The sequence below is a fragment of the Rhodococcus opacus B4 genome (assembly GCF_000010805.1).
In the GTDB taxonomy this organism is placed as follows: Bacteria; Actinomycetota; Actinomycetes; order Mycobacteriales; family Mycobacteriaceae; genus Rhodococcus_F; species Rhodococcus_F opacus_C.
The window spans coordinates 1,469,661-1,486,608 of record NC_012522.1 but is presented as its reverse complement, the minus strand read 5'-3'; the positions used below and the strand labels follow the sequence as shown (position 1 = coordinate 1,486,608).

General features: G+C 67.0%; 22 protein-coding genes. 13 read left to right on the top strand and 9 right to left on the bottom strand.

Annotated elements, in window-relative coordinates; genetic code table 11:
* Window positions 1-11: 11 nt before the first annotated feature.
* Window positions 12-362 (bottom strand): GNAT family N-acetyltransferase, encoded by a 351-nt coding sequence (locus tag ROP_RS06960; protein WP_012688624.1) that lies wholly within the window; start codon window positions 360-362, stop codon window positions 12-14.
* A gap of 94 nt (window positions 363-456) precedes the next feature.
* On the opposite strand from ROP_RS06960, the gene ROP_RS06955 reads away from it, so the two are divergent.
* A complete protein-coding gene (locus tag ROP_RS06955; protein WP_012688623.1) occupies window positions 457-1,365 on the top strand; it encodes an LLM class flavin-dependent oxidoreductase in 909 nt (302 codons plus the stop codon).
* Between the two features lie 25 nt (window positions 1,366-1,390).
* Here ROP_RS06955 and ROP_RS06950 read toward each other — a convergent pair whose 3' ends face one another.
* The gene (locus tag ROP_RS06950; RefSeq protein ID WP_012688622.1) at window positions 1,391-2,557 is read right to left on the bottom strand and encodes a serine/threonine-protein kinase; all 1,167 of its coding nucleotides are present in this window, start codon (window positions 2,555-2,557) and stop codon (window positions 1,391-1,393) included.
* A 61-nt stretch (window positions 2,558-2,618) separates the two neighbouring features.
* On the opposite strand from ROP_RS06950, the gene ROP_RS06945 reads away from it, so the two are divergent.
* From ROP_RS06945 to ROP_RS06930, 4 genes are all read left to right on the top strand, one after another.
* On the top strand, window positions 2,619-4,016 hold the full coding sequence (locus ROP_RS06945; protein ID WP_012688621.1) for a plasmid pRiA4b ORF-3 family protein: 1,398 nt from the start codon (window positions 2,619-2,621) through the stop codon (window positions 4,014-4,016).
* Between the two features lie 228 nt (window positions 4,017-4,244).
* Window positions 4,245-4,697 carry a hypothetical protein gene (locus ROP_RS06940; RefSeq protein WP_043826322.1) on the top strand — a complete coding sequence of 151 codons (453 nt, stop codon included), beginning with the start codon at window positions 4,245-4,247 and terminating at the stop codon, window positions 4,695-4,697.
* A gap of 37 nt (window positions 4,698-4,734) precedes the next feature.
* A complete protein-coding gene (locus ROP_RS06935; protein ID WP_012688619.1) occupies window positions 4,735-4,923 on the top strand; it encodes a hypothetical protein in 189 nt (62 codons plus the stop codon).
* Window positions 4,924-5,000: 77 nt separating this feature from the next.
* The gene (locus ROP_RS06930; protein ID WP_012688618.1) at window positions 5,001-6,044 is read left to right on the top strand and encodes a DNA polymerase IV; all 1,044 of its coding nucleotides are present in this window, start codon (window positions 5,001-5,003) and stop codon (window positions 6,042-6,044) included.
* Window positions 6,045-6,083: 39 nt separating this feature from the next.
* On the opposite strand, the gene ROP_RS06925 is transcribed toward ROP_RS06930, so the two are convergent.
* Complete coding sequence (locus tag ROP_RS06925; protein ID WP_043826320.1) at window positions 6,084-7,082, bottom strand: MBL fold metallo-hydrolase; 999 nt, start codon at window positions 7,080-7,082, stop codon at window positions 6,084-6,086.
* A 234-nt stretch (window positions 7,083-7,316) separates the two neighbouring features.
* Between ROP_RS06925 and ROP_RS06920 the strand changes: the two genes are divergently transcribed.
* Window positions 7,317-8,195 (top strand): glycine-rich protein, encoded by an 879-nt coding sequence (locus ROP_RS06920; protein ID WP_043824344.1) that lies wholly within the window; start codon window positions 7,317-7,319, stop codon window positions 8,193-8,195.
* Between the two features lie 57 nt (window positions 8,196-8,252).
* Here the strand turns inward: ROP_RS06920 and ROP_RS06915 are convergent, their stop codons facing one another.
* A complete protein-coding gene (locus ROP_RS06915; protein WP_012688615.1) occupies window positions 8,253-8,762 on the bottom strand; it encodes a CarD family transcriptional regulator in 510 nt (169 codons plus the stop codon).
* Between the two features lie 112 nt (window positions 8,763-8,874).
* On the opposite strand from ROP_RS06915, the gene ROP_RS06910 reads away from it, so the two are divergent.
* Window positions 8,875-9,510, top strand: a complete 636-nt coding sequence (locus ROP_RS06910; protein ID WP_012688614.1) for a TetR family transcriptional regulator — start codon at window positions 8,875-8,877, stop codon at window positions 9,508-9,510.
* Between the two features lie 25 nt (window positions 9,511-9,535).
* Here ROP_RS06910 and ROP_RS06905 read toward each other — a convergent pair whose 3' ends face one another.
* Window positions 9,536-9,946 carry a secondary thiamine-phosphate synthase enzyme YjbQ gene (locus ROP_RS06905; RefSeq protein ID WP_012688613.1) on the bottom strand — a complete coding sequence of 137 codons (411 nt, stop codon included), beginning with the start codon at window positions 9,944-9,946 and terminating at the stop codon, window positions 9,536-9,538.
* Window positions 9,947-10,027: 81 nt separating this feature from the next.
* On the opposite strand from ROP_RS06905, the gene ROP_RS06900 reads away from it, so the two are divergent.
* Genes ROP_RS06900 through ROP_RS06885 form a run of 4 tightly spaced genes read left to right on the top strand, consistent with a single transcriptional unit; the run spans window position 10,028 to window position 11,529 of the window.
* The gene (locus ROP_RS06900; protein WP_012688612.1) at window positions 10,028-10,447 is read left to right on the top strand and encodes a MarR family winged helix-turn-helix transcriptional regulator; all 420 of its coding nucleotides are present in this window, start codon (window positions 10,028-10,030) and stop codon (window positions 10,445-10,447) included.
* 34 nt (window positions 10,448-10,481) lie between these two features.
* On the top strand, window positions 10,482-10,937 hold the full coding sequence (locus tag ROP_RS06895; protein ID WP_012688611.1) for a hypothetical protein: 456 nt from the start codon (window positions 10,482-10,484) through the stop codon (window positions 10,935-10,937).
* Window positions 10,934-11,200, top strand: a complete 267-nt coding sequence (locus ROP_RS06890) for a hypothetical protein (protein WP_012688610.1) — start codon at window positions 10,934-10,936, stop codon at window positions 11,198-11,200. The genes ROP_RS06895 and ROP_RS06890 overlap by 4 nt, the downstream gene beginning before the upstream one ends.
* Window positions 11,197-11,529: a rhodanese-like domain-containing protein gene (locus tag ROP_RS06885; RefSeq protein WP_012688609.1), complete on the top strand. Its 333-nt coding sequence runs from the start codon at window positions 11,197-11,199 to the stop codon at window positions 11,527-11,529. The genes ROP_RS06890 and ROP_RS06885 overlap by 4 nt, the downstream gene beginning before the upstream one ends.
* Before the next feature lie 49 nt (window positions 11,530-11,578).
* Here the strand turns inward: ROP_RS06885 and ROP_RS06880 are convergent, their stop codons facing one another.
* The 3 genes from ROP_RS06880 to ROP_RS06870 all read right to left on the bottom strand — a co-directional run bounded on the left by ROP_RS06880 (window position 11,579) and on the right by ROP_RS06870 (window position 13,524).
* Window positions 11,579-12,220 (bottom strand): class I SAM-dependent methyltransferase, encoded by a 642-nt coding sequence (locus tag ROP_RS06880; RefSeq protein WP_050785184.1) that lies wholly within the window; start codon window positions 12,218-12,220, stop codon window positions 11,579-11,581.
* A gap of 81 nt (window positions 12,221-12,301) precedes the next feature.
* The gene (locus tag ROP_RS06875; protein WP_012688607.1) at window positions 12,302-12,991 is read right to left on the bottom strand and encodes a TerD family protein; all 690 of its coding nucleotides are present in this window, start codon (window positions 12,989-12,991) and stop codon (window positions 12,302-12,304) included.
* A gap of 113 nt (window positions 12,992-13,104) precedes the next feature.
* Window positions 13,105-13,524: a CoA-binding protein gene (locus ROP_RS06870; RefSeq protein ID WP_012688606.1), complete on the bottom strand. Its 420-nt coding sequence runs from the start codon at window positions 13,522-13,524 to the stop codon at window positions 13,105-13,107.
* Window positions 13,525-13,602: 78 nt separating this feature from the next.
* Here ROP_RS06870 and ROP_RS06865 point away from each other — a divergent pair, with 78 nt between their 5' ends.
* Window positions 13,603-15,252 carry an NERD domain-containing protein gene (locus tag ROP_RS06865; protein ID WP_012688605.1) on the top strand — a complete coding sequence of 550 codons (1,650 nt, stop codon included), beginning with the start codon at window positions 13,603-13,605 and terminating at the stop codon, window positions 15,250-15,252.
* A 51-nt stretch (window positions 15,253-15,303) separates the two neighbouring features.
* Here ROP_RS06865 and ROP_RS06860 read toward each other — a convergent pair whose 3' ends face one another.
* Window positions 15,304-15,915, bottom strand: a complete 612-nt coding sequence (locus tag ROP_RS06860; protein WP_231868868.1) for a DUF2510 domain-containing protein — start codon at window positions 15,913-15,915, stop codon at window positions 15,304-15,306.
* 492 nt (window positions 15,916-16,407) lie between these two features.
* On the opposite strand from ROP_RS06860, the gene ROP_RS44020 reads away from it, so the two are divergent.
* Window positions 16,408-16,938 carry a hypothetical protein gene (locus ROP_RS44020; protein ID WP_331457968.1) on the top strand — a complete coding sequence of 177 codons (531 nt, stop codon included), beginning with the start codon at window positions 16,408-16,410 and terminating at the stop codon, window positions 16,936-16,938.
* Window positions 16,939-16,948 lie beyond the last annotated feature (10 nt).

Below are 16,948 nucleotides of genomic sequence, written 5' to 3'. Positions count from 1 at the left end.
GCGCACTCTGATCAGCGCTGCCGGTGCCGCACCGCCTCGATCGCGGCCGGGGTGACGGCGTCGACGTCGTCGGCGAAGTCGTCGTGCTTCTCGAGGTAGCGGGCGACGAACGGGCAGATCGGCACGATCCGCTTGCCGCCCCCGACCGTTTCCGTCAGCGCGCTGCGGATCAGGGCGCTGGCCAGGCCGCGGCCCGCGAACTGTTCGCCGATCTCGGTGTGGAAGAAGATCCGTTGATTCTCGTGGTCGAGGTACTCGGTGAACCCGGCCAGCTCACCGTCGACACGGACTTCGAAGCGGTGGTGTTCGGGCGCGTCCCGGACGTCGGGTGCGGAGCCGGCGGTCGTGTCTTCGGATGTCATGAACCCACTATGCCGGGCCACGAACCGGGTGTTCCCGGCGGGCGAGGTGGTGGATGATCGAAGGAGTCCGGGAACCGAGAGGGGCGCGACCGCGATGACCGATTATGGCAGAACCCTCCAGTTCGGCGTGTTCGTCACCCCTACGGTGGAGTTGCTGGAAAACACGTTCGAACTCGCCGCGCTCGCCGACGAGACCGGGCTCGATTTCGTCGCCGTTCAGGATCACCCGTATCAGGCGAAGTTCCTCGACTCCTTCTCGCTGATGGGCACCCTGCTCGCCCGGACCGAGCGGGTGCGCGTGTTTCCCGACGTCGCGTGCCTGCCGCTGCGTCCGCCCGCGGTGATGGCGAAGGCCGCGGCCAGTCTCGACGTGATGTCGGGCGGCCGGTTCGAACTGGCGTTGGGTGCGGGCGCCTTCTGGGATGCGATCGGGGCGATGGGTGGCGACGTTCGCACGCCCGGCCAGGCGGCGACGGCGGTCGAGGAGGCGGTCGAGGTGATTCGCCTCATGTGGTCCGGTGAGCGTGCCGTGTATTCCGAAGGTGAGCACTACCGCCTCGCCGGCGTGCATCCCGGGCCTGTCCCGGCGCATCCGATCGGGATCTGGCTCGGTGTCGGCGGGCCGCGCTTGCTGCGTGCGCTGGGCCGTTCCGCCGACGGATGGGTTCCGTCGAGCTCCTACTTCCCGCCGGACGTCCTGCCCGGCATGCACGCGAAGATCGACGCGGGCGCCGCGGACGCGGGCCGCGATCCGAGTTCGATCGTCCGCGCCTACAACATCTTCGGGCGGGTGGGCGACACTCCGTCGGACACGCTGTTCCACGGGACCACCGAGCAATGGGTGAGCCAACTGACGGATCTCGTGGTGGAGACGGGCATGGACACGTTCGTCTTCGGCACCGACGGCGACGACCCCGCGCAGGTCAGCAAGTTCGCGACCGACGTCGCGCCGGCCGTGCGTGCCGCCGTCGACGCGCGCCGCGGAGTGAGCGCCCCTGCGTGAGTGAAAGGGCATCGCGCGGTCCGGGTCAGTTGCCGTCCTTCTCCTTGTCCTTGGTCTTGTTGTTCCCATTCCCGTTGTTGCCGTTGCCGTTTCCCGGACCTGGCTTCGGGGCGTTCACCGGCGGGACGGGTGCGACCGGGTTGACCTCGACGGTGCTGGGCGGGCCAGACACGGGTGCCGGCGGCGGACTGACGGCCGTGGTGGTGGCCGGGCTTACGGTGCCGTCCCGGTTCTGCGACGCGATGGCCAGCGCTCCGACGACGACCGCGATCAGAAGTGCGGCGACGGCGGCGATGATCAGCCCGGTCCGCCGGCGGGGTCGCGGCGGCTCGGGCGGTAGTTCGTGGACGGTTGTGCTGGGCGTGAATGCTCTCGTCTGGGGGACGGGCGTTCCGAGGACGGCGGCCCGCATCGACTGGGCGTCGGCGTACCGCTGCCGCGAATCGCGGGCCATCGCCCGTTCGATCGTGTGCACGAGGGCCGGGTCGGCGTCCGGACGCATCTCGCGAAGGGGCCGGGCCGCGCCGTCGGTGATCGCACGGGCGAGCGAGAGGATGTTGTCGCCGGCGAACGGCCGGTGCCCGGCGAGGGCTTCGTAGCCGACGACCCCGACTGCGTAGAGGTCGTCGGCGGGATTTGCCGGGTTCCCCGTGATCCGATTGGGGCTGAGGTAGGCGACGGTGCCCAGCACCTGTCCGGTCGCCGTGTGGTCGGACGCCGCGCTCTTCGCGATGCCGAAGTCGGCGACCTTCACCGCGCCGGTCGCGGTGAACAGCACGTTTCCCGGTTTGATGTCGCGGTGCAGGATCCCGGCTAAGTGAGCGGCGCCGATGGCGGCGAGCACGTCGGCGAGGATCGACCGCACCCGCGCCTCGGGCAAGGGTCCGGCGGCGATCTCGTCGGCCAGGGTCCGTCCGGGCAGGCGTTCCATCACGATGTACGCCACTCCGGCGTCCTCACCGCAGTCGTGGACGGCGACCACGTTCGGGTGGTTCAGCGTGGCGGCCAGCCGCGCCTCGGCCTCGAACCGCCGGCGGGTGTCGGGGACGGACGTGAGTTCCGGGCGCAGCACCTTCACCGCGACCGGCCGCTCGAGGCGCAGGTCCCAGCCGTCGTGGACGTCGGCCATCCCGCCGCGGCCCAGCACTCCCCGCAACTGGTACCGACCTGCGAGAACTGCGGACACGGGCATGCGTTCACGCTATCGTCACCACTTGTGCCGGACACCGCTGCCTCCCGCCTACCATGACGCCATGACCGCTTCGGGTAAACGCCGACACCTGTCCGTCGTCCCCGACGTGCCGATGATCGTCCGGCCGTCGGAGAGGCGGGGTCGCCGCGCCGTCGCGAGCTACCACCTGCGCGTCGAACTCGACGACGTGTCTCCGCCGATCTGGCGTCAGTTCGTGGTGCCGTCGAACCTGTTCCTGAACGAGTTGCACCCGATCGTGCAGACGGTGATGGGCTGGCAGGACAGTCACCTGCATTCGTGGGTCGGCGGTGAGCCGCCCGCCTCGGAGCGGTACGAGATGCGCGACAGCGCCGACGAGGATTACGTCAACGAGGACGACGAGGTGCGCGAGGACAGGGTGCGGCTCGATCAGGTTCTGGCCGAACCCGGCGAGTTGCTGTCGTATCTGTACGACTTCGGGGACGGTTGGGAGCACACGATCGTGCTCGAGCGGGTCGAGACCGGCGGTCCGGCGCCGACCGTCACGTGCCTCGCCGGTGCCCGCGCCTGCCCGCCCGAGGATTGTGGCGGACCGAGCGGATACGACGACCTGTTGAAGGTCCTTGCGACGCCGTCACACCCCGGTCATCATGATGCCGGAGCGTGGGTGGGGCCGGGCTTCGCGCCCGAATCGTTCGCCGCCGACGTGGTGAACCGCAACCTCCGGTTGGAGGCCGTGATCCGCGACCACGGCCCGGTGACGGATTCGAAGTTCGCGGAACTGCTGCGCCGAATCCCGCATCAGTCTGCCCCGCATCTCTTTTCGCTTCTGGAGCACGCCCACCTCACCGACCGGCTAGGCGACATCAAGGAGACCCAGGACAAGGCGACCCTGCATCTGCGATGGTTCCTGCAGCGCATCGGGTCCGACGGCATCACCCTGACCCAGGCAGGCTATCTGCCACCCGCCGTGGTGGCGGAGATGCGGCAGACGCTGCCGGGATTCGATGATTGGCCCGCCACAAGCAACCGTGAGTCGGACCAGCGGCCCGTCCACCTGCTCCGCGAGTACGCCAAGACGCTCGGACTGGTCCGCAAGTACAAGGGAAAGCTGGTTCGGACGAATCTCGGGACTTCGATGGCGAACGACCGCTTCCGGTTGTGGTGTCATCTGATCGACCGCCTGCCGCTGGGGTCCGAGCAGATCGAGCGGGAGGCCGGATACCTCGTGCTCTTCACCCTCGCCGCCGGCACCTCGTCAGACGAACGCCGGGACGTGGTCGCCGAGGGACTCGCCGCCCTCGGCTGGCAGACGAGCGACGGCACCATCGTCGGCCGGGAAGAACTCTTCTGGATCGCCCGCCCCACGATCACCTTCCTCGAACTCACCGGCGCCATGGTCGAGGGCTGGGTCCAGCGCGACCAGCCGATGGACCCCGAGTGGGGTCGCCTCTTCGCACAGATGGTGCTGTCGATGTAGATCCGCAACGCGGAAGTCGGTGCCGGCAAGTCGAACAAGTTGCGGAGACAGCATATTCGGCCTGTCCGACCCCCGGGCGCTGCTCCCGATCACGTCATTCGCGCGGTCGACACAGTGCGCTCGAGAACGATTTCGGCCCACATGTGTCGGAACCTTCTGCTTTGATACGACTCAGGGGGAGGCGCCCGACGCTCCCTGCGTGGTCGCGAGTACGGGAAGGTGATGACGATGGTCGATTCCACCGAGTTGCCCGAGGTTTCGTGGGCGGGAATGTTCGAGTGGTTGACGGGTTCGCTGGTCGATCAACCGGTCGCGCTCATCGTCGAGATCGGCCCGAACAGCTACATCAGTGAGGACGACGACCAGGAAGTCGTCTGCGCGCAGATTCAGGTACTGGCCGACGGTGTGCTGATGCTTCGTCGATCACGTGTTGAGCTCGGGCATTTGCTGCTCGCCGATTATTCTTCCGAAAACCTGCCACTCGACAGGTGGCAATTCGACGGCCACTTCGAAGATTGCACGGACGGCTACCTCTTCAGCCGCGACGTGAACCTCATCGCGAACACGTGCGTGGCCTGGTTCCGGGACAACTGGGGCACCCGGTCCACCAGCGAACTCGGATGTTCGTACCGCTTTCCCGACGAGTTGCTGCCACCGTCGGCCTCCACCGATGTATTCTGAAGTCTTCGCCTTTCGCGGAGTCACCATCGGAGGCGCTATGCCTACCCATCACCCGTCACGGACGTACCGCGGCTGCGCGCTCTGTTCCCCGCGCAAGCGCCGTGGCATCGGCGTCGCTGCACGCGAGACCATCCCGACGCTGCGCAAGCTCGGCAAGGTTCGCAGGCTGGTGCGCGGCGATCTCGGCGACTACGCCGACGAACTGTGGGAACGCGGGGAGTGGTAAAGACGCGGGCTTGAACGGCGCGGCCGAACTGGCGGATTCGCCGGTGGTCTGCCTGCGGATTCCGGCACACTGGCTTCATGAGCACACCGCCGCGTCGCCGGTGGGTGCTGCATGTCGATCTCGACCAGTTCATCGCCGCGGTCGAGGTGCTACGGCACCCTGAACTGCGGGGACTTCCGGTCGTCGTGGGCGGTCGCGGGGATCCCACCGAGCGTGCGGTGGTGTCGACGGCGTCGTACGAGGCGCGTGAATTCGGCGTCGGTTCGGGAATGCCGATGCGGATCGCAGCTCGGAAGATTCCCGACGCCGTGTTCCTGCCCGTCGACGCCGAGGCCTACACCGAGGTGTCGGGCGTCGTGATGGACACCTTGCGGAAGCTGGATGTCGTAGTGGAGGTGATGGGCTGGGACGAGGCGTTTCTCGGTGTCGAGACCGACGACCCGGAGGCCTTCGCGCGAGGTGTCCACGACGCCGTCCTCGACGCGACCGGGCTGCATTGCTCAGTCGGTATCGGCGACAACAAGTTACGCGCCAAGATCGCGACGGACTTCGGCAAACCGCAGGGCGTCTACCGGCTGACGGAGGAGAACTGGTTCGACGTCATGGGGGAGCGTCCCACCGACGCGTTGTGGGGGATCGGCAAGAAGACGGCGAAGAAGCTTGCCGCGCTGGGCATCGGCACCGTGCGGGAGTTGGCGGACGCGTCGGATCAGGAGTTGGCCGCGACCCTCGGTCCGACCATGGGTCCGTGGTACGCGCGGATCGGTCGCGGCATCGATCACTCCCCGGTTTCGGCCGAGCCGTGGGTGGCGCGGTCGCACAGCCGGGAGACGACGTTCCAGCAGAACCTCGCCGGGCGGGAGGCCGTCACCGAGGAGATCCGACGCCTCGCCGCCCGGGTCAGGGAGGACATCCTCGCGGAGAACCGGAAGGCGGTGCGGGTGGCGTTGAAGGTGCGCTATGCCCCGTTCGACACCCACACGACGAGCAAGCCGCTGCCCGAGCCGACATTCGATCCGGACGTGATCGCCGACGCGGCAGCAGCATTGGTCGACAGGCTCGACCTCGACCGGGAAGTACGACTCCTCGGCGTGCGGTTGGAGATGACCCCACCCACGTGAGCGGCAAAGTGTCCTCGGGGACGCTTTGCCGCTCACGTGTCAGCGGCGAGCGAAGACGGCGGGCTCGCTGTCGGGGACCTGGGCGACGAGGTCGCGGGCGACGAGGTGCCGAAGGTGGGCCGCTGCTTCGGACAGCGCCATGCCCTTGCCCATGGGGGAGATGTCGGCCCACGGCTTGTACCACTTCATGCGCTCGGCGACCTGCCACACGGTGATCTTGTCGTCGCCGAAAGCCTTGTACAGGTGGTCGAGTCGCTCTTCGTGGTGCTCGATCAGTTCGCCGGCGCGGCCCGCGACATCGTCGATGGGGATGCCGTGGGCGCCGAGGCCGCGGGTGATGTCCATGGTCTGCACGCGGCGCAGCGAGTCCATGAATTCGGCCAGACCGTCGCGCTCCTCGAGCGGGTAGACGAAGTTGCCGACGTGCGGTGTCGTCTTCTGCAGGACGTGGTCGCCGGTGAACATCACGTCGGCGTCTTCGAGGTAGAAGCAGACGTGTCCGGGGGTGTGACCCGGGGTGTAGACGGCGCGCAGGTTGCGGCCGACGAGAGCGATGAGTTCGTCGTCGACGAGAACACGGTCGGGGGCCGACTCGGGACCCGCCGGCGGCTTGCCGCTCGCGGCTTTCTCGAAGGCCTCGAGGTCTGCGGGGCCGGCGCCGGCGCGCGTCATGTTGGCCTTCTGGAAGTCCAGCCACTCGGGACCGTGACCGGTCGACATGTGCTCGAACATCTCGTGATCGGATTCGTGCATGGCGATCCACGCACCCGACGCCTCCCGGACCCGCCCGCACAGGCCCGTGTGGTCGGGGTGGAAGTGAGTGAGGACGACGCCTTCTACGTCCTTCACCGAGTGCCCGATCGCCTCGAGCCCGGAGGTGAGGCCCTTCCAGGCGTTGTCGTCGTCCCAGCCTGCGTCGACGAGAATCAGGCCGCCGGGGGATTCCATCGCGTACACGAGTGTGTGACCGAGGGGATTGTCCGTGATCGGGACCGGAATCTGGAAGATCCCGTCTCCGATCGGTGCCGCGTCGTTCATCTGCATACCTCGTTGCCTAGAGGAACAAATTAGTTCTACTTACCTTCATAGTGACCTCCTGCCGCGGAATGCGATACCGCGGGTCCCGATTAGCGGTACGGCACGGGCTGTGAGCTGCGGTCTTCAAATGGGATCGGCTACCGAGAGATCGGAAGACCCGCTCGAAGCCGGACGCTGTGGAATGCTCCCACTCGGACCAGCTATCACGTGCTCGCTTTGCGACAGGAGACTGCTTTGACCGCAAATCTCGTTCGATCACGCCGCCGGTGGTACACGACCGGAATGTGTGGCCTCGCCGTAGTCGGTGCCTCGGGGCTGCTCGCCCCCAGCGTCGCGGTTGCCGCGCCGGCGGTGTTGCCTGCCGGCTGCGTCCAGGGCGCCGGAACCCAGGTGACCTGCACGTTCACGTTCACCGGCAGCGCGCAGTCGTTCACGGTTCCCGAGGGGATCACCAGTCTGACGGTGACGGCGACGGGCGGACGGGGTGGCAACGGCGACGGACCCCTGGCGGGCGGCGCCGCAGCCGTCGCCACCGGACAGCTGACGGTTGCCGCGGGTGACGCGCTGTACATCCAGGTCGGCGGCAACGGCGGCGACGGAACGGGAGCGGCCGGATACAACGGCGGCGGAGCAGGCGGTGAGGGAGCGAGCGGCGGAGGCGGCGCGTCCGATGTGCGCACCGGGTCGGGCGAGCTGGCGGATCGGCAGATCGTCGCCTCGGGCGGCGGCGGTGCGGGCGACACCTACATCGGTGGCGGCGGCAACCTCATGGGAGCTGCAGGTCAGGCCGGTGGCGGGGGAGGCGGTGGCGGCGGCGCCACGGACGCGGCCGGCGGCGTGGGAGGTAACGGTGGCAGCGACCCGCATGGCTCCCCGGGTGAGGCCGGCGTCGGCGGCGCGGCCGCAGGTCCCAGCGGCGGTGGCGGCGGTGGATGGTTCGGCGGCGGAGGCGGTACCGACAACTACGGCGGTGGCGGAGGCGGCGGCGGATCGTCGTACGCGCCCGGCGGGACCTTCGCGGCCGCTGCGGCGGACGCGGCACCGACCGTAATCATCACGTACGGGGCCGGATCGGGAACAGGATCGCTCGGAAACCTGTTCGGCAGTAGCTGATCTCGAACACGGCAGCGGCCCCGGACCTTTCGTCCGGGGCCGCTGCCGATCGTGTTGTCAGACTGTGGCGGCGGCCGCGGTAGAGGCGGGTTCGTAGATCTCTTCGATGCGGCGCCGAGTGTCGTCCGGGTCGGACTTCATCGCGAGGACGAGTTCCGAGATGACGAGCTGCATCGCGTGCTCGAGCTGCCGCTTCTCGCCGGCCGACAGCGGCTTCTCCTGTGCACGGGTCATCAGATCGCGAATGACTTCACTGACCGTGAAGATTCCACCCACTGTCAGCTTTTCCTGGTTGGCCTTGTACCGCCGGGACCAGTTGGACGGGTCGTCGACGGTCGGTCCGCGCAGGATGTCGAAGACTCGCTCGACTTCGTCGTTGCTGATCGCGTTCCGCACGCCGAGCGCTTCGGCCTTCGCTACCGGGATCTCGATGGACAGCCCGGTCTGAGCGACTTCGAACTGTACGTATTCGGTGGGCAAATCTTTGAACATCCGGGTTGTGAGCTTTGTGACGGTCACGGACCCGTGGTGCGGGTACAGGAAGATGTCACCGATATTGAGATTCATTGATTACCTACCCTTCGCATCCATTATGGCACACGCTGCCATATTGACAACGGATGACCGGATGGGAACTATCGACGGGTGGGTGCTCGCCTACCGATAACGAAGGCCGTAGATGACCAGATCCGAAGTGTTCCCCGTGCCGCCTGACCTGCCCGTTGGCCCGCCTGGGCTGCGGGAGCGGCGACGCGAGCAGACGAACGTGGAGATCAGCGAGACTTCGCTCACACTGTTCGAGCGCAAGGGTGTCGAGGCCACCACCGTCGGGGAGATCGCGCAAGCGGCGGGAGTGTCGCAGCGCACGTTCTTTCGATACTTCGCCACCAAGGAAGAGGCGGCCCTCCGGGATCACTGGGCCTTCGAGTCGGTCGTGGCGTCACGGCTCGACCAACTCGACGCGGACATCTCTCCGAGGCTCGCGTTGGAAACGTCGTTCGCGGCCGCACTGGTGACGTACTCGGACAGCTCGTCGTTACCGTGCCGGCGACTGTTGCGGGTGAACAGGCTCATCAAGAAGGAACCGGCGCTGCGTGCCGTCCTGGCGCGCGAAAGTGTACGGCGGACAGCGGCTCTGGTCGACGTCGTGTCGACGAAATTCGACTGCTCCGACTTGCAGGTGCGGCTCGCGGTCGACGTCTCGGTCGCCGTGCTCCGGGTGGCACTCGAAACGTGGGTGGATAATTCGTCCACCGACGAGGCGGCGAGTCTCCCGGAAATCTATTCCTCGGCAAGGGAATTCGCGCGCGCGTAACGGGGAACGCTCGGCGCGAGCCGGCTCAGCCTGCGAGGAAACTGAAGCGCACCTTACGTACCGGGTTGTCGACATTCGTGTCGACGAGGCACACGGACTGCCACGTCCCCGTCGAGAGTGCTCCGTCGAAGACGGGCACGGACGCATACGGCGGCAGGAACGCGGGCAGCACGTGGTCGCGGCCGTGCCCGTGGCTGCCGTGCCGGTGCGTCCACCGGTCGTCGCGGGGAAGGACGTCGTCAATTGCTCGCAGGAGGTCGTCGTCGCTCCCGGCGCCGGTCTCGATGACGGCGATTCCCGCAGTGGCGTGCGGCACCCAGACGTGCAGCAGGCCGTCCCTGGCGCCCGTCGAGGCGAGGAACTTCTCGATCTCACGCGTCAGGTCGTACACCACCGGTTCGGCTCCGGTGCGGACCTCGATCTCGGTACTGAACATGGATCCGACGGTAGCGCGATTGCCCTGGGTCGGCAGTGTCGAGTTGTCCTGGAGTCGCGATCGTCTCGGTAGCCTGCTCCCATGTCTGAGCTGCCGCCCTTCAGTCCCACGGTCACGTTGCTCACGGTGGGCCGGGTGTGGGAGGCCGCGTTCGCCGAGGCACTGAAGCCGCTCGGGTTGACCACCCGCAAGTACGGATTGTTGGGGCACGTCCGCGGAACGCCGGGTATCTCGTTCAGTGAGCTCGCCCGGCGGTCGCGGATCACGGTGCAGAGCGCCCACACGGCGGTCGCGGCGTTCGTCGAGGCCGGGTTCGTCGACGACGCGACGGCGCACGCAGGGTCGGCATCCACGCTGCGCATTACGGCGGAGGGTGAGTCGCTGCTGGCCCGGGCCGCGGAGGTGGTGACCCGCCTCGACGCGGAGTTCGCCGTCCAGCATCCCGAGCTGACCGAGGCGTTGCGGGCGCACATGCTGCGGGTGATGTCGGCCACCGACTGACCCCGATCACCTACCTTCAGTTAGGCTGAAGGTTATGGAATCGCTGTTGCTCTCCGCCCATGTCGTGGCGGGCATTCTCTTCGTGGGTCCTGTCGCGGTGGCCACGAGTCTGTTTCCCCGGTACGCGCCGGTGACCGTCGCGCTCGGCGGTCCGCAACGGGAAGAACGGAGCCCTGACACCGCCCGCGTGCTGCACCGCATCACCCGCGTCTACGGACTCCTGGCGATCGCAGTCCCCGTCGTCGGCCTCGTGCTCGCCTCTGTCCAAGGCCGCACGAGCGAGGTCTGGGTGGTGGTCGCGATGGTGCTCACGGCCGTCGCCGGCGGACTGCTCGCTCTGCAGATCGCCCCGCTGCAAGGGGAAGCGCTCACTGCACCCGACGACGGTTCCCGGCTGCGCCGCCTCGGCATGTTGACCGGCCTGTTCAACGTGCTGTGGGTGGTCGTCGTCGTGCTCATGATCGTGCGGCCCGGATCGAGCTACGCATGACGGGGATGCTGCGCACGCTGGCTGCGCTCTCGGTTCTCGAGACCGTCAGCGTCTTCGCGCTGTTGGTCAACCTCGCCACCGTGCACGACGGCACCGTCGCCGCTGTCCTCGGCCCGGTCCACGGTGCGCTCTACCTGGCCGTCGCCGTCACGGCGCTGCTCGGTCGCGGACTCACGACGCGGACCCGTGTCGGCGCCCTCGTGCCGGTGCTCAGCGGTCCGCTCACGATGGTCAACCTGCGACAGGTGGCGCGCAGCGCATGAGTTTCCGACACTACCTACGCCGACCCCCATCCGTGTCCGCGGCCGACGCGGTCCGCCTCGTCGAGGACGGCGCGCTCGTCGTGGATGTCCGCCGCCAGTTCGAGTGGAACCGCGTGCACATCCCGGGTGCCGTGCACGCGCCACTCGAAGTGTTGCTCGACCGCTGTCTGGAGTTCCCCGACGACCGCCTGCTCATCACCTTCTGTACCGGTGGCATCCGGTCGGCCGGTGCGGCGAACCTTCTGGTGGAGAACGGCTTCGACGCGGTCAATATGAGCGGCGGGCTCATCCATTGGCGCGCTGCGGGCGGGCCCGTCACCGACCGGTGAGCTCCCCTCGACGTGCAACGGCCGCCCGGTGGCCGATCACCCTCGGGGATTACACCCTGTGCGCGCGCAGGACCACGTCGTGGGTGTGGTGCGCACCCGCGCCGCCACTGATCGAACGCTCCCGCACCTCGTTCACGTCGATGTGCCAGCCGTCGTCCAGGAGCGCTGCCACATCACGGGGTGCGACCCAATCATCGGGATCGAAGCCGTGCTCGCGCGCCACACTGCCATCGCGCATGTCGTGGTGCACAACGAGCAAGGTGCCGCCCGGCGCGACCGCGGCGAGCAGTGCACGTTCGGCGACGCGGTCGGCGGTACTGCGCAGGGCGGGGTACTGAGCCGAGACCAGGTCGAAGCCGCCTGCGGGCAGATCGGCATCGAGCAGTCCGCTCAACATCCACGTGATGTTCGAGCCGTTCCCGTCGGCGTGGGCCGCGGCCCGGTCGAGAGCGACCCGGGAAACGTCCAGCGCGGTCACGGCCCATCCCCGGCCGGCGAGCCAGAGCGCGTCGGCGCCTTCACCGCACCCGACGTCGAGCGCCCGCCCCGGCCGTGCGCCGGTCATCTCGTCGACGAGTGCTCCGTTGGGTTCTCCGCTCCACACGCGATCCCGCTCGCTGTAGCGCGCGTCCCACTCGTCCGCCTCGCTTGATTCTGCCGTGAACCCGGTGGCCTCTCCCACATGTTCCATGCCGACACTGTGCACCAGCAGCGCGGCTTTCGGCGAGAGTTCTTGCCGTATCGGCAACAAGGCCGGCGCTCCGGTAGGCCGCTACTTGCGGCCGGCCGCCCACTTCATGCCCCAGTCGTAGGTCTTGTCGAGATCGGCCTGGCTGCCCTCGACGTACTTCACTTCGCGGGTCACGGTGATGCCCTGCCCGGTGTTCTGCAGCATCGCGATGGCACAGATGCGAGCGGAGCTGTTCGCCGAGTCGAGTCGAACTTCCACTTCGGGACCGCTGGTGGGGTAGAGGGTGACGACGCCGTCCACGGCCGCCCAGTTGGGTGCGCCGTCGTAGATCATCGCGAAGATGAGGATGCGCTTGAACATCTCCGGTCGGTCGAGGCCGATGTGCATGTTCTCGCCGCCGGTCACGGTGCCCGTGCGGTCGTCGGCGTCGAGCTTGATGAACGGCGCGGCCTGCAGCGATCCGAACGTGTTACCGAGTGCCTGGACCACACCCTTCGACCCGTCGGCCAGTTCGTACAAGCAGCCGAGGTCCAGGTCGATGCCGTTGTTGCCGCCCGCTGCCGCCGCGAGTTTCGCGAAGAAGCCGGCCTTCTTGGGCTGTGGCGTCGCGCCCGTCGACCAGTTGAGGTTGACGCGCATCGCACCCTGCCGCTCACCCGACTTCGTGAGGTTGACCGACGGCGCGGCCTTCGACAAGGTCACCTTGCTCAAACTGACTCCACCTTGCGGTGCGGCGGGCGTGGACGGGCGGCGTGTGTAGTCGATTGCCACAGTTGGGAACCTTCCGATCGGCTGAGCGGCTCGTATCGGACCGGGTGTCCGATTTGCACGATTTCGGTCCAGGGTAGCCGTAGTCGCGAGCGGCGCACGCCGGCCCAACTACGTCACGCCGATTCCCGTGCACTCCACTCGATTGCCGGGCAGGTGTCCATGACCATGGCGACGCCCTTCGCGGTCGTTCGCTGGAAAGCGGCCTCGTCAATGACGCCGAGCTGGAACCAGACGCCTTTCGCTCCCACCTCGACGGCCTGGTCCGCGAACTCCCCGGCAGCGTCGGATTTGCGGAAGACGTCGACGACATCGACGGCGAACGGGACATCCGCGAGCGCGGCGTACCCCTGCTCGCCGAGGACGGTCGGTGCGGTGGGATGGATGGGGACGATTCGTTTCCCCCGTCGCTGCAGCAACTCCGCAATGCGGAACACAGTCCGGTCGGGGTTGCCGGAGAGTCCGACGATCGCCCACGTCTCCCAGTCGTCGAGCATCGACGAGACGGCGCTGGGGTCCTGCCACGAAGTGTCCACACCGCAAACTACTACTCGCCGTGGATGTCGTCCGGTGATCTCCGCGCTCGAACGAAGCCGCCATGCGACAGTATCCGCATGGTGATCCGCATTCCCGAGAATCCGCGTCTGGTCAATGGTTCCGAGGAATCGGTGTGGAATGCGCTGTCGAGTCAGCTCGGTGATGGTGACCTGGTCGTGGCAAACCAGCGAGTCACCGACCGGCTCAAAGACCACGAGATCGACTTCGTCGTGGCGCTCGCGGGATACGGAATCGTCTGCTTGGAGGTGAAGGGCGGGCAGATCTGGCACGACGGCACCGATTGGTACCAACAGCAGCGTAAAGGGGCGACAGTCATCAACCCGGTCCGGCAAGCACGTGACGCGTCGTATGCCTTGCGGAGCTATGTGGAGGCCGACCCTCGGTGGAGCCACGGTCGGTTGCGGTGGGATCACGTGGTGGTCTTCCCCAATACGGAGATCACCGAGGACTTCGCCCTGCCGGAGTGCCCGCGCTGGAAGGTGATTGATCGCAGTGACCTCGATGACGTGGTGCCGCTGCTGCAGAAGGTGCTGTCCGGTCAACAGCTGGACCGCCCGGCGCTGCCCGTGAACGGGGTCGATCAGCTCACGACGGTTCTCTCCGGACGGGGACTGCCGCAACGCGACGTGGTCGCGAGGGCGATCGCGAATGAAGACGCGGCCGATGCACTGACCGCCCAGCAGTCCGTGATTCTCGACGCGATTCGTCTGTTGAACCGGGTCGAGGTGCGGGGCGGCGCAGGGAGCGGCAAGACGTTCCTGGCGGTCGAGAAGGCGCGGCGGCTGGCGAAGCAGGGGCAGCGGGTGGCACTCATCTGCTACTCGCACGGGTTGGCGTCGTATCTCGAGCGATTGACCGCCACCTGGTCGTATAAGGAGCGTCCGGCGTACGTCGGCGAGTTTCACGCGCTCGGTCAATTGTGGGGAGCGCCCGAGGGGCCGGACGAGAGCATCCGCAACACCGACACCGTGCAGTTCTGGGAACACGACCTCCCGCGGCACATGGCGGAGCTGGCGTCGAAACTGCCCCTGCGGGAACGGTTCGACGCGGTGGTGGTGGACGAGGCGCAGGACTTCGCCGACGACTGGTGGGGTCCGTTGCTGGCAGCGCTGCGTGACGAAGAAAGCGGCGGCATCTATGTGTTCAGCGATGAGGGGCAGCGGGTGTTCGACCGGCAGGGCGTTCCGCCGATTCAATTGGTCCCGTTGGTGCTCGATCACAATCTGAGAAACACCCGTCAGATCGCGGACTCGTTCACTCCGCTGGTGGGGCAGCGGATGCGCCTGATGGGTGGCGACGGCCCGGAGGTGATCTTCGTACCCTGCCCGGCGGAGGACGCCCTGACGGTGGCGGACGACCAGATCGACTCACTGATGGACGAGGGGTGGCGTCCCGAGGACCTGGCGTTGCTCGCCACGGGCAGCCGCCATCCCGAGCAGGTCGGCCGGCAGGCGGAGGGCAACGCCGCGTATTGGGACAGCTTCTGGGACACCGAGCAGGTCTTCTACGGGCACGTCCTGGGATTCAAGGGTCTGGAACGGCGGGCCGTCGTACTGGCGCTCAACGAGAAGGTGGTGCAGGAGCGTTCGCGGGAGCGGCTGTACGTCGGGCTGTCGCGTGCCCGGGATCAACTCGTGGTGTGCGGCGACCCGGACTTCATCCGGGAGGTCGGGGGAGCGGAATTGGCCAAACGGATGGGGATCTGATCGTCGAACATCGTGAGGTTCGATGCTGGCACGGAACGCGACACCGGTCCGCTAGGGTGCCCCCATTCCGTAGGTGAATTCGCCGGAGGTCCAATTCATCGTCGCGTGGTACTTGAAGCCACTCATAGTGCCGTCGCCGTTGTCCTTGGTTGCGGTGAAACACTCGAAGACTGTAGTCGTTTCTGTCAGGTCATCAGTGGAGCCACCACTGACCGGCGAACATGACACCGAGATGACGGAGCCGTCGATGAGGCCCTTTGCCACGTGGCCTTCTGCCATCGTCTTCACGCTGGTCTCAATCTCCGTTACCGCCGCTTCGCGGGAGGCCCGCTCAGCATTGTCTCGCTTCTGCTGTGCTGCTTGTGCCTCTGCCCGGCGGGCGTTCTCGGCAGCGACGCGATCGGCTTCTTCCTGGGCGGCCAATTTGATTGCCGCGTCTTCCGCCGCAGCGACTCGCGCGTCGTGCATCAGTTTCCAAGTGGCGCCTCCCGCGCAGATGAGGACCAGGGCCACCAGAGCACCGATCGCCCACTTCTTGGGCAGGCGTTTCGTCTTTCCTGCCGCTTCAAGCTTGGGGGAAGGGTCTGGCAGGTCGAGCCATTTGGCGCCGTCCCAGTAGCGCTGACCGCCCGAGGGGTCGGGATACCAACCCGCGGGGGTCACGTGAGCATCATCTGTCATTGTGTTCGCCGTTCGTTGCTATCCGAATTGCATTGTTGCAAGACGGATTTTGGAATAGATCTCGATTGGCAGGTTCGCCATCAGTAAGACGTCCCACTGACGCGCGAGGCCGTCGTCGCTCTCGGATTTACATAACCACACGCTCGCTATGTTTGAGCGGTAGTCGAGCAAAGCGGAAAATACCAGGCGGGTCGGACACTACCTGTTCACGGATACAGGATCCGACGAACGCTGTCATCTGTTCAGAGTATTGACTTGTGCGAATGGATCGAATTGGCGCCGAGCTCCGTCGGTACGGCGGCCCCGGCTCCAACCGAATTATGCGTGAGTTCATGCCGTCTGGTAATAGTTTCAACCATCGCGCCGTCGGGGATGGGTTACAACCGGTGCGGTCGTAGTTCACATTTTTCGCCTGCGAACACCCACGGGCGAGAGTTCCGGGCAGGTCGCCCGCATTTCTGAAAGGGCACTGCAGTGTCGATCGATGTTCAGTCCACCATTGCCAACTCGACAACGGGACGCCGACGCTCGCTGTTCGCCTCGATCGTCGGGTGCGCGGGCGTGGTCCTCGCGGCCGCCGGCCTTGTCGGCTGCGGTTCGGGTGAGTCCTCGTCGACAGCTGCGGCGACCACCACGACAGTCGTCCCCACGACCACCACGACCACCACGACGACCGCGCGGCCGACGACGCTGCCCGTGACCACCCCTGCTGCGGTTGTACCCGCGGCTCCCGCACAGCCCGCGCCCGTGGCGCCGACGTCGAGTGCCCCCGTGCTGGTGCCGATGCCGGCCGTGGTCTGTATGAACCTGCAGACGGCGCAGAACACGATCCAGGCGGCGGGGGTGTTCTTCTCGCGCAGTGCCGATGCGACGGGTGCGGGACGGATGCAGGTGCTCGACTCGAACTGGGTCGTCGTGGGTCAGCAGCCGTCGCCCGGTGAACTGGTCGGCGAGGGCGACGCGGTGCTGTCGGTCGTGAAGATCGGCGAGCCCAACCCCTGCTAGTTCACTGACG